This window comes from Nonomuraea sp. NPDC052634 (assembly GCF_040678535.1).
Lineage (GTDB): Bacteria > Actinomycetota > Actinomycetes > Streptosporangiales > Streptosporangiaceae > Nonomuraea > Nonomuraea fastidiosa.
Genome location: NZ_JBFATY010000011.1, coordinates 43583 through 59618, shown reverse-complemented (window position 1 = coordinate 59618; position 16036 = coordinate 43583). Strand labels below are relative to the sequence as shown.

Here is a 16036-nt window from a genome sequence, read left to right as displayed (position 1 = left end):
CGGCCATTCGGGCAATGTCTGCCGGCCCGTGAAGCGTGCGTCATGGGCGTGAGCATAATGAATCAGTCCGGATCGCGAAGTGTCCGCAGCGCTTCCTGGACAAGACCTGACGGAAGACCGGCGAGAATCGTCTCGGCGGCCTTGGGGGTGCTCGACCGTTTGAGGGCCCTGGCCAGGGCTATCTGGGCCGACACGTCGTTGGGCGCATAGTCCAGCGCCGTCTTGATGCGCTGGATGGCCTGGACTGAGTCGTTCTGGTCCAGCCACAGGAGCCCCTCTTTGGTCAGTACGCGGGCCACGCCGTCGAAGCGCTGGTACTCGGAGAAGATCCCCGCCGCCTCCTCGCAGTGCCGCCGGGCGCTGGGGATGTCGCCCCGGGCGTGCGCAACCCATGCGTAGATCTCCGCCGCTTCCGCGCGTACCCATGCCTCGCCCACGTCGGCGGCGCGTTCGGCCGCGTCCGCCAGGCGTTCCGCACGGTCCCAGTCGTGTTCCTCCACCGCCTGGCGAGCCTCCTTCAGGTAGGACTCCGGCGAGTGGGATCTGGTGACGGGGGCGATGAGCCGGTCGTGGGTCAGCTCGTACCAGCGGATGCCGAGCCGGTGCTCGGCGCGGAGGAGATGGCGTTCCTCAAGGGCACGCGGCACCGCGTTCGGCATGCCCTTGGTCTCCGTCAGTCCTTCATAGACGGCGTTCCTGGTGCCGTGCTCGGTGATGAAGGCGTTGCGCATCCACAGGCGGAGCTTGCTCGCCGGCAGGCCGTGCTCGGCGGCCACTTCGGCCACGGTGCGCTTGTAGTAGGCGAAGAGGAACTCCTCCACCCTGGCGTACAGGCGGGCGTGTTCCTCGGTGATCTCGGTGACCTCCGGCGGCAGCGCCTCCCACAGGGCGGAGCACACCACCTGGAGCTGGATGGGCTCCACCGTGTCGAGCCGGATGGTGGAGGTCTCGCCCGCCTCGTTGACGAAGACGACCGTTCGGAGGTCGTCGATGAGGAGCTCGGCGGCGGCCTGTGTGATGGTCCTGCCGGTCTGCGGCAACGGCCCGTGCACCACCTCCATGGCCTGTTCCGGGGTGAGGGGTTCCAGGTGGAAACGCGTACGCGAGCCCTGCCCGATCCGGCGTTCGTGCGGGAGGACGAGGAACAGGTACTCCTCGCGCAGGGCCAGCAGGACGTGCAGCCCGGGGTGCTTGGCGACGGCCTTGGCCAGCTGGTCCAGGAAGGCCTTGCGCTCCTTCTCCAGCACCGGCGAGCCGTGGAAGATCTCCTCCGCCTGGTCGATGGCCGCGAGGATCGGTACGGGATCGCCGTACATGTCCGTACGCTCCGGCCGGTCGTTCAGGAAGTCCGAGATCGTCATGCCGGCGAGGCGCTCGCGGTCGAGGTCCGGCGCCCAGGACGACAGCAGAGCCATGACGTACGGGTTCTCGCCTGCCTTGGGCCTGTTCATGCGGGGAGCGATGCGCGCGACGGGCAGCACGTCGGTGCGATCCGGCTCCAGCAGCGGCAGTACCCCGGCGTGCAGCAGGGAGGTCTTCCCCACGCCGGAGGCGCCGTAGAGGACGGTGAGTCCCGCGGCCTGCCAGAGCGTCGCGACCTCCCGGGCCTCCCGGCCGCGCCCGTGGAAAAGCGCGCTCTCCTCACGGCGGTAAGGACGCAATCCCACGTACGGTTGCACCTGCGGGTCCGTCACTGGCATGCGCCCCCTCACATCCTGCTACGCAGTTCTTCGAAGAACTCCTCGGTACTGCCGATGAAGATCGTGATGTTCCAGCCGTCGAGGTACCGCTGAAGGTATTCCCGCGCTTTGTTCGCGGCATCCGCCACGGACGTGTTGAGATCCGGCATCAGTTGGACACTCACGTGCCGCCGTCTCATGTTCGCCGGCATTCCTTTGAGCAGTCCGTAGAACAGCACCCGGAAGTTCCAGTCGCGCAGGCTGTAGCCGACGAAGAGCAACGGGCTGACGGTCATGGTGTTCAGCACCGGGCTGGGCAGAGGTGACTCGGCGGACGCGCTCATCTCCACCAGGTTGCCCAGGTACGTCAGGTAGTCGTCCTCGGTGAGCACCAGCGAGCGGGGATCGTTCCACCGGCCGTGCAGGTGGTAGATCAGCGGCTCGTCCTCGGTCGGCTGCTCGAGGTACGGCTTCTTCTCCCCGACGTCCCACCAGGTGCAGACCTGGCTGACCGGCTGCTTGCGCCCCCCGCTCTCCTGCTGCAAGGCCCGCATCATGAAATCGTCATAGTTTGTGGTGAGATACGTCTTGATGGGGAAATTTGCCAGGATTGTATGGGGGTCCGTGTCGCAGACATCGTCCGTCGGCAGGTACTCCTGAAGATAGGTGCAGACCTCGTGCTTCAACTCCACGGGGTCGCCGCTCGCCCAGGCCGCGTATTGCATGACTCGGGCCAGGTCATGCGTGTCGGCGAAGGGGTACTCGTAACGTTCTGCGAAATGTTGGGCGAGCTGGCTGCCCGTCGGTAAGCGTCCGAAACATGCACCGGCGCCGAGCAGAGGCGTGCAGTCTCCACGGCTCAGTTGTCTGATCAGCCGCTCCCAATCCGGCTCTCTCACACACCCGCCCCGACCGTCACGTCGCCTGCCCAAGGCCGCCGTACATAATTGTTTGGTACAGGCTAGAACGTGTCAGTCAGAAGTCAAAGAGCTGATTGAAAGCCCGCGACCGGTCCGGAGTCAACCTCATCGACAAGGCGCTTCAGAGCCGTGGTCAAGCGGGAGGCCGGCAGGCTTTCAAGTTCGGTCAAGCTCAACCCGCTCACGTCGACAAGGCCGCCGCCGTACTCTGTCTCCTTGCTGGTCATGGTGTTCCCCGATCCATAAGCTGTGATAGTTCAGCCTTATCTTCCCATGGTTAGGACGGCATGGCGATACCGCCCCGCCACAAAGGGTTCACCAGAGTCGGCGTGACGTCTAAGCTTGATTTCAAAGTCCGGTTCTAGCGTAGGCGGTATTGTGTCGGTTTCGCACCTTTCGCCGGATTCGGGGCGTGTGCCTCCCATCTGGGGACGTGTGCCTCAGCGCAACAACAACTTTACGGGCCGCGCCGAATTGCTGCGAGAGCTGCACGAAAGCTTGATGTCCAACGTTGCCGCGGTCGTTCCGCATGCGCTCCATGGACTAGGGGGCGTGGGCAAAACGCAGCTGGCCATCGAATACGCCTACCGCTATCGCCGTGAATACGACGTCGTCTGGTATATCCCTGCCGACCAGCCGATGCTGGTGAAGTCATCGCTGGCCGGGTTGGCGCGCGAGCTGCGGCTGCCCGTCAGTGCCTCGACGGGTGTCGAGGAAGCGGCCGACGCCGCGCTCGACGCGTTGCGGCGCGGTGACCCGTACGAGAAGTGGCTGCTGATCTTCGACAACGCCGACGAGGTCGACGAGATCAACAGGATCGCGCCCCGAGGGCCGGGCCACGTGCTGATCACCTCACGCAACCACAGCTGGCAGGGCGTGGTTCCCACGGTGCCGGTCAACGTCTTCCCGCGCGAGGAGAGCATCGAGTTCCTCATCAAGCGGTCCCGCCAGGGGATCACGGAGGCCGAGGCCGACCGCCTGGCCGAGGCGCTGGGGGACCTGCCGCTGGCTCTGGAGCAGGCGGGTGCCCTGCAGGTCGAGACCGGCATCGCGGTCGAGGATTACCTGGAGCTGCTCGAAAGGGAGACGACCCGGCTGCTGGGCACCAACAAGCCGGCCGACTACCCGCTGTCGATGTCGGCCGCATGGGCCCTGTCGGTGACACAGCTCACCGATCGGATGCCGGTGGCGGTCGAGCTGCTGCGCTGCTGCGCGTTCCTCGGGCCCGAGCCGATCCCGCGCGACCTCTTCCAGCGGCTGCCCGAGAGCTACGCCGAGGGCTCGAGACTGGCGGAGATTCTCGCCGACCCCATCCTGACCAGCCGCGTCATCCGCGAGCTCGGCCGCTATGCCCTGGTCAAGATTGACTCCGCCAGCCGTACGCTCCAGGTGCACCGCCTGATCCAGGCGCTGCTCCGTGACGAACTGCCCAAAGTCGAGCACGCCGCGATGCGCGGTGAGGCACATCGCCTCCTCGCGGCCTCGGTGGCCTCGTCCGAGCCGGACAGCAACGCGTCCTGGCCTCGCTACAGCGCCCTCCTGGGCCACATCGGGCCCTCCGAGGTGCGCAGCTCTCGTGATCCGCGCATTCGGGAGTTCGCTCTCAAGATCGTCCGCTATCTCTACTCCTCGGGTGACTTCAAGTCGGCGCAGGTGATGGTCGAGGGGTTCATCGAGAAGTGGCGGGCCGACGGCGAAGACGGCGAACACGTTCTGGCCGCGCAGCGCCACCAGGCCATCATCCGCCGGGAGCTGGGGGACATCGAGGGGTCGTTCGCGCTGAACCAGCGACTTCTCGAGCGGATGCGTCGCGTGCTCGGTGAGTATCACGAGCAGACGTTGCTGCTGCTCAACAGCCATGGCGCCGACCTCCGGTTCCGAGGCGACTTCGCGGCGGCGCTCGAACACGACCGCGAGTCGCTCCGCCTCCACGAGGAGAAATGGGGGCCGGAGAGCCGGCGCACGCTGCGGGCACAGAACAACCTGGCGCTGGACTACCTGCTGCTCGGCAAGTACACAGAAGCCCTTGAGCTGCAGCAGAAGACCTTTGAGACGCAACGGGCGCGCACCGACGTCAGCAGCATGAACGTCCTATCGTCGTGGAACGGCCTCGCCCGCCTCACCCGGCTGCTCGGTCAGTATCGCGAGGCGTGTGACATCGGCGAGGACGCCTACGAGTACGGCGTCGAGCAACTCGGCCCCGAGCACCCGTGGACCCTGCGCGTCGCCAAGGACCTGTCCATCGCCATGCGGCGCGACGGCCGGATCGAGGAGGCCCTGGAGCTGGCGCGCCGCACCTTCGAGGTGCAGGTGCGCAACGTCGACCTCGACCACCCCGACACCCTGGCCGCCGGCCTGTGCCTGGCCAACGCGCGGCGGGCCTCGGGAGAGGTGGTCGAGGCGCTGCGGCTCCTTGAGGATCTGTCGCCGCGCTTCAAGAAGATGTACGGCAAGGATCACCCGTTCAAGTTCGGCTGCGACACCAACCACGCGCTGCTGCTGAGGATCAACGGACGTGTGCAGGAGGCGGTCGACCTCGACAGAGAGGCGTTCGAGGGCCTCAAGCGGAGGCTGACCCGCCATCACCAGTTCACCCTCACCTGCGCGATCAACCTTGCCAGCGACCTGGCCGCGATGGGCGAGCACGAGCAGGCACGCTCACTTGGGGAGGCAACGAAGGAGCGGCTGAGCGATCTACTCGGCCCTGAGCATCCGCTCACCCTGGCGGCGTCCGCGAACCTGGTCGTCGATCTCCGGCAGCTCGGCGCGTACCGCGAGGCGGACGCGCTCAGGAACGAGACGCTGCAGCGTTACACGCAGATCCTGGGCCGAGGGCACCCCGATGTGCTCGTCGCGGAGAGGGGCCGGCGCCTCGACTTCGACTTCGACCCGCCCGTGCTCTGATGGACTGACAGGCCCACGTCTCGTGGCCGAGGAGGGCTCGGTGACGGCGGCGGCCGAGGTGCTGCGGTCGCCCGGCCGGCCGTTTCGCAGTAGATCCGCAACCTGGAGCGGGAGCTCGGCGTCACGCTGTTCACCCGTATGCCGACCGGTTGAGTGCCCACGGTGGCCGGTGGCGCGACGTCGTCGCGGTCTTGGAGAAGAGGCGCAACACCGCGCACACGATCGACCGCCCGGCTCGGAGGGGCCCACGCGGGCCCCTCCACTCATACGGAGGACGGTTTCCCGGCTTCGCGTTCGGCTGCGGGCTTGCTCCTGTCGCCCGGCCAGGCGCTGCGTCCGCACGTCTCGCCGTACACATAGGGGCGGATGAGGGAGACGTTGGAGCCTGGGCTGAGGTGGCGCTGCTCGGGCTTCGCCCGCGTCTTGATGAAGCCGGGCTTCACGGCCGGCACCTCGCCGCGCGGAGCCGCAGGTCTTTCCCATGTCTGCAGCCGCTCGGCGGCGCTCTCGTGCCGCTCCTGCAGCTCCTGGACCTGACGCAGCGCCTTCTCCGGCTTGTCCTCCTTTTCGAGAACGAGGTTGCGCAGCGCCTTCATCTCCTTCTCGACGCTTTCCAGCCGGAACCTCATGAACGCCAGCTCATCGTGCGCCGTCTTGGAACTCGCCGGACAATCGCCCTGCTCGGCGGTTTCCAGACGGCTCACGAGGTCACGCCAGGCGCACCACTGCTCGCGCGGGACGTCGAGGGCGTACAGAATGCCGATGAGATAACTGACCCTGGGCCGCTTTTCGCCGGTGAATATGCGTTGCAGCGTCGACTTGCTGGGGACGCTGTCCGAGGTCAGCACGTTGTCCCGGTTGCCGCGCACCATTTTGTCATGCAGGTGGCGGTAGCTCTGCCGGGGTTTCGTCGCCCGTATCTTCCTCAGCTCGGCAATGGCCTCCGGCCATGTCGTGATGGTGCTCAAGTCGGTGGTCACAGCTGTTTTGCACATGGCACGAGCACTACTCCTTCCTTGGTAGTGCGGCGAGGGGGGCGGCCGTACCGAGAGCGGCCATCGATGGCGTGATCGTACCGATGGCGGGCGGTTGACGAGCGTCCTCGACCGGTCGTCAGGTGTCCCAATCGGTCTCAGCTTGACTCCCGGCCCGAGCGTACAGCGTCCCAATCCGTCCTCGGGGTGGTTTTCCGCGTACCGGTGCGGCCCACGAAGTCTCTATACGGCGGGGAGCCGGCTTAAGCCGTCCCAACTCAGCTCGAAATCTGGCGTCCGCCGCCGGCCATGCGTTTCGCTGTAGACGTCGCAGGGCGCCGCTTTTCCGCGGCTCCTTCCATCTCTTCCTGTCGTCATTCCGAGAAAGGCCGGCATCGCCATGCGTGGGAATTACCGCAGTACCTTGGCCGTGCTCCTCGTAGTGGCGGGAACCGCGTTGACGGTTCTCGCTTTCCACGACCACACCCTGGTCATCGTCGCGGGCTCGCTCGCCACCGTGCTCGCCGCCGTCGTCGCCACATACCGGGCGTTCTGCGAGGGAGGCGGGTCCCAGCGGCGGGCGTGTGACGGCCGTCACGGTCGTTGTGCGTATTCGTCCACAGTTGATCGGGGTGAAGCTCCGTACTGTCCCTGTCATCAAGCGGAACACACCGAATGACGGGGAGGAACCCGAAATGCGGAAGACCTTGGCGATCGCCGCCCTTGCCGGTTCGATGGCCGTTACCGGCCTGGCGATCAGCAGTCCGGCGCAGGCCGCTTCGGCCACGACCGCGAGCGCCGCTTCCTCGGCGGGGACGAGCTGGGGGAGGTTCTTCTCCAGCGACTACAAGGCGTACACGTTCGGTGAGACGTGGAAGTCGCACGGCAAGGTGTTCACGAAGTGGTACGGCGTGGACAAGCGCGGTGGTAAGAAGGGCTGGGTCTGGTTCGAGGTGTACCGGAACGGCCGTTGGGTGAAGTTCAACAAGGCGTGGGACGGCAAGGTCGTCGGTACGTGGAGTGGCCGGGGGATCCAGAAGGTGTACACGTTCTCCTGCTGGGCCGGGAAGTTCGACAACTGCGGCAAGAAGTACCGCATCTACTGATAAATCCGACGGATGCCTCATCGGGTTGCTTCCCACCCTCACTCCACCTCATGATCGACCGGAGGGACAGCGGCGGCGTCGGAGGAGGTGCGGTGAGCCGGTACTACCGGGTAGGCGATGACGTGTTGTGGAACCCGTCGAACGGGGTCTCCGCGCTGTTCCTGCGTACGGCCGAGGCCCTCGCACCGGAGACGGGCCTGCCGACGGGGCTCGGCCCGATCAGGTGAGCGGCCCCGGCACCCGGCTGCCCGGGGATGGCGCCGAAGCCCGATGGGCGGAGCTGGTGGCGCGGCACGCCCGCGCGATGCCCCGCTGACCCGGCGACCCCCGCTTTCGGCGCGCTCAACGCGGAGCCTTTCGGCGCGCGCTCAACGCGGAGCCTTTCGGCGCGCGCTCGGAGCCGGTCCTTTCGGCGCGTGCTCGGAGCCGGTCGGGGAGCCCGCGCCTCTGGCTCGGCGTTCAGATCCAGCCCTGCTGCTTGGCCAGCAGCGCGCCCTGGAAGCGGTTCGCCGCACCCAGCCGTTCGAGCAGCGCGGCCACGTGCCGCCGGTATGTCCGCAGGCTCACGCCCATCTCCCTGGCCGCCACCTCGTCCTTATGGGTGCTGGCCAGCAGGTAGAGCACCCGCCGCTCGCGCGGGGTGAGGCCGGGCGCGTGGCAGGGTTCGAGGTCCTGCGCGTGCGCCCAGACGCGTTCGAACAGATCGGTCATGGCCGCGACGACCCCAGTCTGGGAGATCATCAGGGCGCTCCGGTGGCCTCCGTCGGGCTCGCTGGGCACGAACACCACCGACCGGTCGACGATCACCATGGCCTGCCCGTCGTCGTCCATGAGCCGATGGTGGTCGCCGGCGCGGTGCAGCGTGACGCAGAGATCCATGACCGCCGGATCCAGCAGGCTCTTCCTGGAGATGATCGTGCGCCAGCGGGCGCCCTCCGCGATCCGCTGCAGGCGGGCCGAGAGCCCGTCGGTGCACGGGCGGAGGTGTTCCGGCTGCATGATCAGCACTTCCTGCGCGTCGAGCGCCAGGGAGCAGATGCGCTCGTAGATCCGGTCGGTGCCGTCGATCTGCTCGATGGTGACCGTACGGCAGGAGTCGCGCTGCTGCGCGTTCAGCAGGTGGACCGCCTCCCACGCCGCCGAGATGCGCCGCTGCTGCACGTGCGTCTCCAGCAGCCGCCGCCGGATCAGGCGGCTGACGCCGATCTCCGGCTCCACGGGGACGGGGTGTCCGGCCTCGTCGAAGCGTACGAGGCCGAGATCGGCCAGCCGGTGCAGCGCGGCAGGTAAGTCGTCCGGATCGTCCGTCGCCGTCTCGCGGCCGCTCAGGAGGTCTCGGTAGACGCACTCCTCGAAATCGGTCAGTCCGAGACTGCTGAGGCTCATGTGGCTCCCGATGGACGTGACAGGAAGCTGCACGGCACTACAGCATGCTGCCAGCGCTGACTGCTTATGTCAGTTGATCATCCGTGGTTATTGTCCAGGTGTCGTCGTAGATCACCCAAATCGCGAACGGCGCCCCTTTGCCGGCGTTTCCGCCGCCGGCTCGCACCACAAGGAGGACCCCTGTGATCCGTGCACTCAACGAGCTGAGCGACCGGCTGCTCAGCAGGTTCCTGCCCACCACCACCGCGGAGGCCGAGCCCTGCTGGTGGACCGACACCGGTATCCACTGCTGCATCTACGCCGGCAAGACGTACTGCCGCTGAGTTCCCGGCCTCACGGATCAGCGGCATGGAGTACGTCGCGGTGACCGCCCGCTGCACCTTGGGGATCGTCTTCCTGGTGGCGGTGGTCGGCAAGGTGCGCGGGCGTGCGGCGTTCGAGGCGTTCCGGCGCTCGGTGCCGGCGCTCGTCCCGCTGCCGCGGGGCCGGGTGCCGGCCGCGCTGCCCGCCGCGGTGGTCGCCGTCGAGTCCGCCACCGTCGTGCTGCTGACGACGAGGTCCACGGCACCGGCCGGGCTGGTCCTGGCCGGTGCCGCGCTGCTGGCCTTCTCCCTCGGCATCGGGCACGCGCTCCGCTCGGGGACCCGGGCCTCCTGCAACTGCTTCGGAACGCCGGCGGCGCCGCTCGGGCGCAGACACCTCGTACGCAACCTCGCCCTCGTCGCCGTGGCCGTCGCCGGGGCGGCCACCTCGTACGGGGACGCGCGGTTGCACGTCGCCGGGGCGGTGCTGGCGATCGCCGCCGGGGGCCTGCTCGCGCTGCTCGCCGTCTTCACCGACGACCTCGCCGACCTGTTCGCGAAGCCGCACTGAGCTCACGCGCCGTGCCTGCCCGCCCCGAGCCCCGGGCCCCGAGCCCTGAGTCCCCGCCTCCCACGCCGCGCCCCCTTCCGCCCCGTTCAACCGTACGTAAGGGTCGCCGATGTCCTTCCTCGTCGCCGCCGTCGTCTTCGTCGGCGCGCTGAGCGCCCTCAACCTCTTCCTGCTCCTCGCCGTCATACGCCGCCTGCGCGAGCACGCGAACGTCCTGCGGCACGTGACCGCGCCGCCCGCCTTCACCCCGCCGGGCACCAGGCTGCCGGACTTCACCGCGACCGCCGTCACCGGCGCGGCCGCCGGCAGGGCCACGTTCGGCGCAGGAGGCGGGCCGACCGTCGTCGGCATGTTCTCCACCGACTGCTCCGCCTGTGACGAGCACCTGCCCGTGTTCGCCGAACGGATCCGCCACCTGGGCCGCGACCGCGTCGTGGCGCTGGTCGTGGGCGGCGGGCCGAAGGAGGAGACGTTCACCGCCGCGCTCGCGGACGTCGCGACCGTGGTCACCGAGCAGCGCGACGGCCCCATGTACACGGCCTTCGGGCGCCCGCCGTTCCCCGGCTTCTACCTCGTGGACGGCGCGGGCGTCGTGACGGCGTCGGCGCGCTCCACGGACGAGCTGCCGATCCCGGCGACCCTCTGACCGTCATGGCGAACCCCCTGCTCGGCCGTATACGCGTCGCCGCCGCACTCGCCTGGACGGCCCACCCCGCCGCCGCCGTCAGCGCGGCCGTGCTCGGCGTGCTCAGCGGGGTGGCGCCGGTCGCGACCGCCTGGCTGACGAAGCTCGTACTGGACGCGATCATCAGGGGCGACGGCTTCGCCGCGCTGGCCCCGGCGGCGGCCGGGCTCGCCGTCGCGGGACTGGCCGTGATCGTGCTGCCGCACCTGGCCGAATACGCCAAGGCGCAGCTGCGCAGGTCGCTGCGCGTGCTCATCTACGACCGGCTGTTCCGCGCGGTCAACCGCCATCCAGGGCTCAGCCGGTTCGAGACGCCGGGCTTCCACGACACGCTCAGGCTGGCGTACGACGCGAGCGGCAACGCCCCCGACCGCCTGGTCATCGGCGTGCTGGCCATCGGGCAGGCGATCATCACTCTGGCCGGCTTCGCCGCAAGCCTGGCCGCCATCAACCCGCTCATGATCGTCGTCATCGCCCTCGCCGCGCTGCCCACGGCGCGCGTCGAGCTGATGCTCAGCCGCAAACGTGCCGAGGTGATGTGGGACATCACCCCCGCCATGCGGCGCCAGGTGTTCTTCGGTGACCTGCTCACCCGGCCCGAGGCGGCCAAGGAGGTGCGGCTGTTCGGGCTGGGCGACTATCTGCGTACCCGGATGCTCGACGAGGTGCGCGACATCAACAGGGCCGAGCGCGACGTCGATCGCCGCGCTCTGCGCAGCCAGGGCGCGATGGCGCTGCTCGGCAGCGCGGTGGCGGCCGGCGGGCTGATCTGGGCCATCGCCGGCGCCGCGTCGGGGGACATCAGCGTGGGCGACGTGACGGTCTTCGTCGCGGCCGTCGCGGGCGTCCAGGCGGCGCTGACCGCGATCGTCAGGCACTGGGCCGACGTGCACAACGCGCTGCTGATGTTCGGCCACTACATGGAGGTGGTGGCGGCCGAGCCCGACCTGCCCGTCCCGCGCGAGCCCGTCGCGCTGCCCGCGCTGCGGCGCGGGATCGAGCTGCGCGACGTGTGGTTCCGCTACAGCGACGAGCACCCCTGGATCCTGCGCGGGGTGGACCTGTTCATCCCGTACGGCCGCACGGTGGCGCTCGTCGGCGTGAACGGCGCGGGCAAGAGCACCCTGGTCAAGCTGCTGTGCCGGATGTACGACCCGAGCAAGGGCCGGATCACCTGGGACGGCGTGGACCTGCGCGATGTGAACCCGGCCGACCTGCGCGGGCGCATCGGCGCGGTCTTCCAGGACTACATGGACTACGACCTCACCGCCGCCGAGAACATCCAGCTCGGCGACCTGTCAGCGGGGCGCGACCAGGTGCGGGAGGCGGCCCGCCGGGCGGGCGTCCACGACACGATCGCCGCGCTGCCCCGCGGCTACGACACCATGCTCAGCCGCCTCTTCGGCGACCGCGACGAGCAGTCGGGGGTCTCGCTGTCCGGCGGGCAGTGGCAGCGGCTCGCGCTGGCCCGCGCGTACCTGCGGCAGCGCCAGGACCTGCTGATTCTCGACGAGCCCAGCTCCGGCCTCGACGCCCAGGCCGAGCACGAGGTCCACACCGGCCTGCGGGCCTACCGCGGCGAGCGCACCAGCGTGCTCATCTCGCACCGGCTCGGCACCGTACGCGACGCCGACCTCATCGTGGTGCTGAGCGAGGGCCGCATCGCGGAACGCGGTACGCACGACGAGCTGATGGCGTCGGACGGCGAGTACGCCAGGCTGTTCACGCTGCAGGCGGCCGGCTACGAAACCGGCTCGTCCGGCGGCGCGGGGGACGACGGGCCTGCCGAGAGCCTGCGTACGACCACGCCGAGCACCCGGTCGGCGGGCAGATAGCCGTACACCCGGGAGTCGGCGCTGGACGTGCCGTCACCGACGACCACCAGCGCCCTCTCGGGCACCCGCTCACCCGGCCCGGCCTTGGCCGCCCCGGCCACGTCATCCGGCACGGGATCGCCGGGCAGCGCGGTCACCCGCTTGATCGCCCACGGCGGCCGTGGCGGCCCCGTGCCCCACCCGCCGGGCCGCGTCGACTCGAAGACGATCACCTGGCCGCGCCGCACCGCCGAGGTCCTGCGTACCAGCACCCGATCACCGGGAAGGAAGGTCGGCGCCATGCTCACGCCGCTCACCTGGACGACGACGAGCCTGCGCCGGGCGACGACCGCCGGAACGACGACGAGCACCGCGACGGCGGCGAGCGCGAACCACACGCCCTCACCCTAAACCGGCAAGATCAACGTACGCCACGGGCTCATCGTCGGCCTGACCGTCTGCATGGACGGCCTGCTCGCCCTCGTCACCGGAATCATCACCGCTGAGGCCGCATAGTCCACCGGGCGGATGCACGCCGTTGATCCGCACGCTCCCGCGCAAGAAAGGCCACCACACGCCCGTCGAGCCGAATCGCTCCTACGGCATGACCGGCGCAGCCGCTTCACACTTCACCGGCTTCCCCAAAAGGCGACGCCTGCCTTGGTCATGGTGAGACCTGGGCAGGCGTCATCATTCTCCGACCATAAGAGGATGGTGACGTTCGAAGAAGAGACCGGCGTTGTCTAAGCCGAATGCGAGTCAGGTCATTGACTTCGCCGATGAAGAATTCCCCGTTGAAAACCCCGTACGCGTCGTCTTATGACGGACGCTTCCCCGTGTCGCCCAGGCGCCCCTGCCTGGGCCGCCGTTCACGCTGAACAGCGTGTCCCCCGCAGATCCAGCTGGAAGCAGAGCGCCACTGGATGCGCGCTCACCCCGTGATCTCCAACGGGGTCAGTTGCTGACCCTGATCTTGGCGATGACGGTGCCGTCGTTGTCCTTCAGGCAGCCGTCGGCGTCGTTCACGCGAAGCTGCAGGAAACCGGCCTGGCGGGCACGGAAGACGCCGCGCGTCCCGACCCGGTAGTGGTCGCCGTTGACCCTGGCGATCAGCGTGCCGTACGGGAGCCCGCGCAGGATCTTGCAGCCCTGGTAGATCTTGCGGTCGGTGTAGCGGTGGTAGCCGTTGGCCGACACGTACGGGAACTTGCGGTGGTCGACCGTCCAGCGGCCGTCGGTGGCGCGGATCCGCACCAGGTCGCCGGGCTCGACGTACACGCCCGTGTGCTGCCAGCCCTTGGTGGCGCTGATCCACTTGCTCTTGCCGTACGCGGACGTCGTCGCCGCGGCGGGCGAGGCGGTAGCGGCGACGCAGGCGCCGGCGGTGACGGCCGTGAGGATCAGGGCGGCGAGCTTGGATCGCATCGGTATATGTCCCCTCTGGAAGCTCATTGTCCCGTGGTGCATCAGGTTGGATAGCGCTGTGGCGGCAGAGGTTCGCGGCGATCTGAGGTTTTTTCGCGGCGCGTCGGCGACCAGGCAATTCGCGCGATAGGCGCCCCTCAGCACGAATGATGTTCGGTTGTGAATTCCGACATTTCGCCTTAAGTGGTGAAATGTCGGGGAGTCCTGAACGGCTGTCGGTGGCCCTCTGTACCATCCGAGGCTGCTGAACACCGGAACCGGCTGAATGGCCGCGCCGGTCCTCTTTTGCCGTGCCCACCGTTCACCAGAAAGAGGACATTCAACCCGTCATGGAAGCGCTGTCCCCGGGGGACTCCCAGCGCATCGGCGACCACTGGCTCGCCGGGCGGCTCGGCTCCGGCGGCCAGGGCGTCGTCCACGACGCCTACGACGACGCCGGCAACCGGGTCGCGGTCAAGGTGCTGCACGTCGCCGCCGACTCCACGCTGCGCGCCATACCTGCTGGACGTCGCGACCGGCGAGCGGTTCGGCGGGCCCGTCTCCGAGCGGCGCGGCGGGAAGGTGGTGAGCCATCCGGTCGTGGACCCCACAGGAACCACCCTGTCGCGGACCCCGCAGGAAAACGCCTGCTGCTGCCGGGGGACCGCCTCGATCAGATCGCGCTGCCGGGGTGGCGGAGCGAGCGGCCGTTCGCCGCCTGCGCGAAGCGGCCGCAGGCGGTGGCGATCGGCGACGACGGCAAGACGCTCGCCTGCGGCGGCCGTACCGACATCGCCCTCGTCGACGCCGTCTCAGGCCGACCGCGCGGCGCGGCCGTCCCCTGCGACGCCTGCGGAACCGGCGGCCGGTTGCGCTTCAGCCAGGACGGCCGCCACCTCGTCTCCTTCCGCGGCCGGGACGTCCAGGTCTGGGACCTGCGCACCCGCCACACCGTGCTCGACCACCGCGCCGACGGCGAGCCGACCGACGTCGCGTCCGACCCTTCAGGCGGCATACTCCCCGCCCTCCCCAGGGCCGCCGGCGAGGTCGACTTCCTGGCCTTCTCACCCGACGGCAAGACCCTTGCCACCGCCTCGCTGGACGGCGTACTCCAGCTCTGGGACATCCCCGCCCGGCGCCGGCTCGGCGGCTCCTACCTGGTGCGGGCGGGCCGGCCGTGGTCGCTCGCGTTCAACGCCGACGGGACGGCCCTGCACGCCGGGATGGAGGGTGCCGTACGGACGATCCCCGTTGACGGGCGGCGGGTGCCCGAGGAGGCGTGCGACCGTGTCGGGCGGACGTTGACGCCCGCCGAGTGGGACCGGTACCTGGGCGGAGCGCCGTATCAGGACGTCTGCCGCCGGGCCCCATGAGCGGTTGACACGAACGGATTGCGGCCGATCACCCTGAGTGACAAGATGTGGCGGCGTGATCGGCAGGGCGTTGAACACCGGCCGGCCCGCGCCCGCCGCTCAGAAGCGACCATGCCCCCGCCGATCCACCGACGCCCCGACCACCACAACTCGAAAAGCCCAAGAGAAAAGTCCTAACCCCGCAACTCCAGGAGAAGACGCCCGACCCCCGCAGCCTGACAGAGAGCTTCGGAACCCCCTACAACTCCGACAGAAGGCTTACAGAAGACGCTAAGGAGCGGGTGTGCTGACCGACGCCGCCTCCCGTCAGCTTCCCCAGTGGTCCCGCCAGCGCAAGCCGGGCCTCGCCGCCCTGGCCGTGCTGCTGGTGCTCGGCGGCGCACTGACCACGATGATGCTGGTGATGAGCGCCGATGAGCGTATGTCCGTCATCCGCGTCACCGGCCGGGTCGGCGCCGGCCAGCCCTTCGGCCCCGCCGTGCTGCAGGAGGCTCGTGTCGCCGACGACGGCGGCACGTACTGGCCCTGGTCGCAACGGGCTCGGCTCGCGACCACGGTGGCGTCGGTCACGGTCCCGCCCGGCACGCTCCTCACCCCGGCGATGGTCGCAGGCGCCGATGGCGGCACGACGGCGGGACACCCCGTCCGCCTGGGCCTGGCACTCAAGCCAGGCCAAGCCCCCTACGACCTGCGACGGGGCGAACGCGTCCAGCTCATCCACGTACCGAGCCGCAGAAACCACGCCACGGAACCGGTCGTCATCGCGGAGGAAGCCGTGGTGGACGGCGTCAGCTACAGCTCCGGCTCAGCCTCCCAAGCGACGGTGATCGTCGACAGCGTGGTAGCACCACGGGTGGCGAACCACGCCGTCAACGGCGAAATAGCCATAGCCGTCCTCGCCACCCGTCCTTGAGAACC

16 protein-coding genes are annotated in these 16036 nt (G+C 68.9%); 9 read left to right on the top strand and 7 right to left on the bottom strand.

All coding sequences use genetic code 11. The annotated features are described in order from the left end of the window. Positions 1–62: 62 nt before the first annotated feature. The 3 genes from AB0K67_RS33340 to fxsA all read right to left on the bottom strand — a co-directional run bounded on the left by AB0K67_RS33340 (position 63) and on the right by fxsA (position 2826). Entirely contained in the window at positions 63–1700 is a 1638-nt protein-coding gene (locus AB0K67_RS33340) for a tetratricopeptide repeat protein (protein ID WP_364068103.1), read from the bottom strand. Positions 1701–1708: 8 nt separating this feature from the next. Beyond that, on the bottom strand, positions 1709–2578 hold the full coding sequence (locus AB0K67_RS33335) for an SIR2 family protein (protein WP_364068102.1): 870 nt from the start codon (positions 2576–2578) through the stop codon (positions 1709–1711). Positions 2579–2661: 83 nt separating this feature from the next. Next, complete coding sequence (gene fxsA, locus AB0K67_RS33330) at positions 2662–2826, bottom strand: FxSxx-COOH cyclophane-containing RiPP peptide (protein WP_364068101.1); 165 nt, start codon at positions 2824–2826, stop codon at positions 2662–2664. Positions 2827–2977: 151 nt separating this feature from the next. On the opposite strand from fxsA, the gene fxsT reads away from it, so the two are divergent. After that, a complete protein-coding gene (gene fxsT, locus AB0K67_RS33325; RefSeq protein ID WP_364068379.1) occupies positions 2978–5503 on the top strand; it encodes an FxSxx-COOH system tetratricopeptide repeat protein in 2526 nt (841 codons plus the stop codon). Between the two features lie 263 nt (positions 5504–5766). Here the strand turns inward: fxsT and AB0K67_RS33320 are convergent, their stop codons facing one another. After that, the gene (locus AB0K67_RS33320; protein ID WP_364068100.1) at positions 5767–6483 is read right to left on the bottom strand and encodes a hypothetical protein; all 717 of its coding nucleotides are present in this window, start codon (positions 6481–6483) and stop codon (positions 5767–5769) included. A 689-nt stretch (positions 6484–7172) separates the two neighbouring features. Between AB0K67_RS33320 and AB0K67_RS33315 the strand changes: the two genes are divergently transcribed. Both AB0K67_RS33315 and AB0K67_RS33310 read left to right on the top strand, forming a co-directional pair. Next, entirely contained in the window at positions 7173–7583 is a 411-nt protein-coding gene (locus AB0K67_RS33315; RefSeq protein WP_364068099.1) for a hypothetical protein, read from the top strand. 92 nt (positions 7584–7675) lie between these two features. Then, positions 7676–7810 (top strand): DUF6086 family protein, encoded by a 135-nt coding sequence (locus AB0K67_RS33310; RefSeq protein WP_364068098.1) that lies wholly within the window; start codon positions 7676–7678, stop codon positions 7808–7810. A gap of 232 nt (positions 7811–8042) precedes the next feature. On the opposite strand, the gene AB0K67_RS33305 is transcribed toward AB0K67_RS33310, so the two are convergent. Beyond that, the gene (locus tag AB0K67_RS33305) at positions 8043–8969 is read right to left on the bottom strand and encodes a LuxR C-terminal-related transcriptional regulator (RefSeq protein ID WP_364068097.1); all 927 of its coding nucleotides are present in this window, start codon (positions 8967–8969) and stop codon (positions 8043–8045) included. A 182-nt stretch (positions 8970–9151) separates the two neighbouring features. On the opposite strand from AB0K67_RS33305, the gene AB0K67_RS33300 reads away from it, so the two are divergent. The 4 genes from AB0K67_RS33300 (at position 9152) to AB0K67_RS33285 (ending at position 12362) form a co-directional block, all read left to right on the top strand. Next, positions 9152–9292 (top strand): hypothetical protein, encoded by a 141-nt coding sequence (locus AB0K67_RS33300; protein WP_364068096.1) that lies wholly within the window; start codon positions 9152–9154, stop codon positions 9290–9292. Between the two features lie 25 nt (positions 9293–9317). Beyond that, positions 9318–9842, top strand: a complete 525-nt coding sequence (locus tag AB0K67_RS33295) for a MauE/DoxX family redox-associated membrane protein (RefSeq protein WP_364068095.1) — start codon at positions 9318–9320, stop codon at positions 9840–9842. Positions 9843–9951: 109 nt separating this feature from the next. Further along, positions 9952–10488: a hypothetical protein gene (locus AB0K67_RS33290; protein WP_364068094.1), complete on the top strand. Its 537-nt coding sequence runs from the start codon at positions 9952–9954 to the stop codon at positions 10486–10488. 5 nt (positions 10489–10493) lie between these two features. Next, entirely contained in the window at positions 10494–12362 is a 1869-nt protein-coding gene (locus AB0K67_RS33285) for an ABC transporter ATP-binding protein (RefSeq protein ID WP_364068093.1), read from the top strand. On the opposite strand, the gene AB0K67_RS33280 is transcribed toward AB0K67_RS33285, so the two are convergent. Both AB0K67_RS33280 and AB0K67_RS33275 read right to left on the bottom strand, forming a co-directional pair. After that, the gene (locus AB0K67_RS33280) at positions 12269–12739 is read right to left on the bottom strand and encodes a S26 family signal peptidase (protein ID WP_364068092.1); all 471 of its coding nucleotides are present in this window, start codon (positions 12737–12739) and stop codon (positions 12269–12271) included. The two genes, AB0K67_RS33285 and AB0K67_RS33280, sit on opposite strands and share 94 nt — an antisense overlap. Before the next feature lie 556 nt (positions 12740–13295). Further along, a complete protein-coding gene (locus tag AB0K67_RS33275; protein WP_364068091.1) occupies positions 13296–13766 on the bottom strand; it encodes a hypothetical protein in 471 nt (156 codons plus the stop codon). Between the two features lie 329 nt (positions 13767–14095). Here AB0K67_RS33275 and AB0K67_RS33270 point away from each other — a divergent pair, with 329 nt between their 5' ends. Next, positions 14096–15118 carry a protein kinase family protein gene (locus AB0K67_RS33270; RefSeq protein WP_364068090.1) on the top strand — a complete coding sequence of 341 codons (1023 nt, stop codon included), beginning with the start codon at positions 14096–14098 and terminating at the stop codon, positions 15116–15118. 283 nt (positions 15119–15401) lie between these two features. Continuing rightward, the gene (locus AB0K67_RS33265) at positions 15402–16031 is read left to right on the top strand and encodes a hypothetical protein (protein WP_364068089.1); all 630 of its coding nucleotides are present in this window, start codon (positions 15402–15404) and stop codon (positions 16029–16031) included. Positions 16032–16036: the final 5 nt, after the last annotated feature.

Excerpts from the sequence above, each read along its gene's own strand:
- AB0K67_RS33340 (WP_364068103.1), bottom strand. The coding sequence starts at position 1,700 with ATGCCAGTGACGGACCCGCAGGTGCAACCGTACGTGGGATTGCGTCCT.
- AB0K67_RS33290 (WP_364068094.1), top strand. The coding sequence starts at position 9,952 with ATGTCCTTCCTCGTCGCCGCCGTCGTCTTCGTCGGCGCGCTGAGCGCC.
- AB0K67_RS33295 (WP_364068095.1), top strand. The coding sequence starts at position 9,318 with ATGGAGTACGTCGCGGTGACCGCCCGCTGCACCTTGGGGATCGTCTTC.
- AB0K67_RS33285 (WP_364068093.1), top strand. The coding sequence starts at position 10,494 with ATGGCGAACCCCCTGCTCGGCCGTATACGCGTCGCCGCCGCACTCGCC.
- AB0K67_RS33305 (WP_364068097.1), bottom strand. The coding sequence starts at position 8,969 with ATGAGCCTCAGCAGTCTCGGACTGACCGATTTCGAGGAGTGCGTCTAC.
- AB0K67_RS33315 (WP_364068099.1), top strand. The coding sequence starts at position 7,173 with ATGCGGAAGACCTTGGCGATCGCCGCCCTTGCCGGTTCGATGGCCGTT.
- fxsA (WP_364068101.1), bottom strand. The coding sequence starts at position 2,826 with ATGACCAGCAAGGAGACAGAGTACGGCGGCGGCCTTGTCGACGTGAGC.
- AB0K67_RS33275 (WP_364068091.1), bottom strand. The coding sequence starts at position 13,766 with ATGCGATCCAAGCTCGCCGCCCTGATCCTCACGGCCGTCACCGCCGGC.
- AB0K67_RS33270 (WP_364068090.1), top strand. The coding sequence starts at position 14,096 with ATGGAAGCGCTGTCCCCGGGGGACTCCCAGCGCATCGGCGACCACTGG.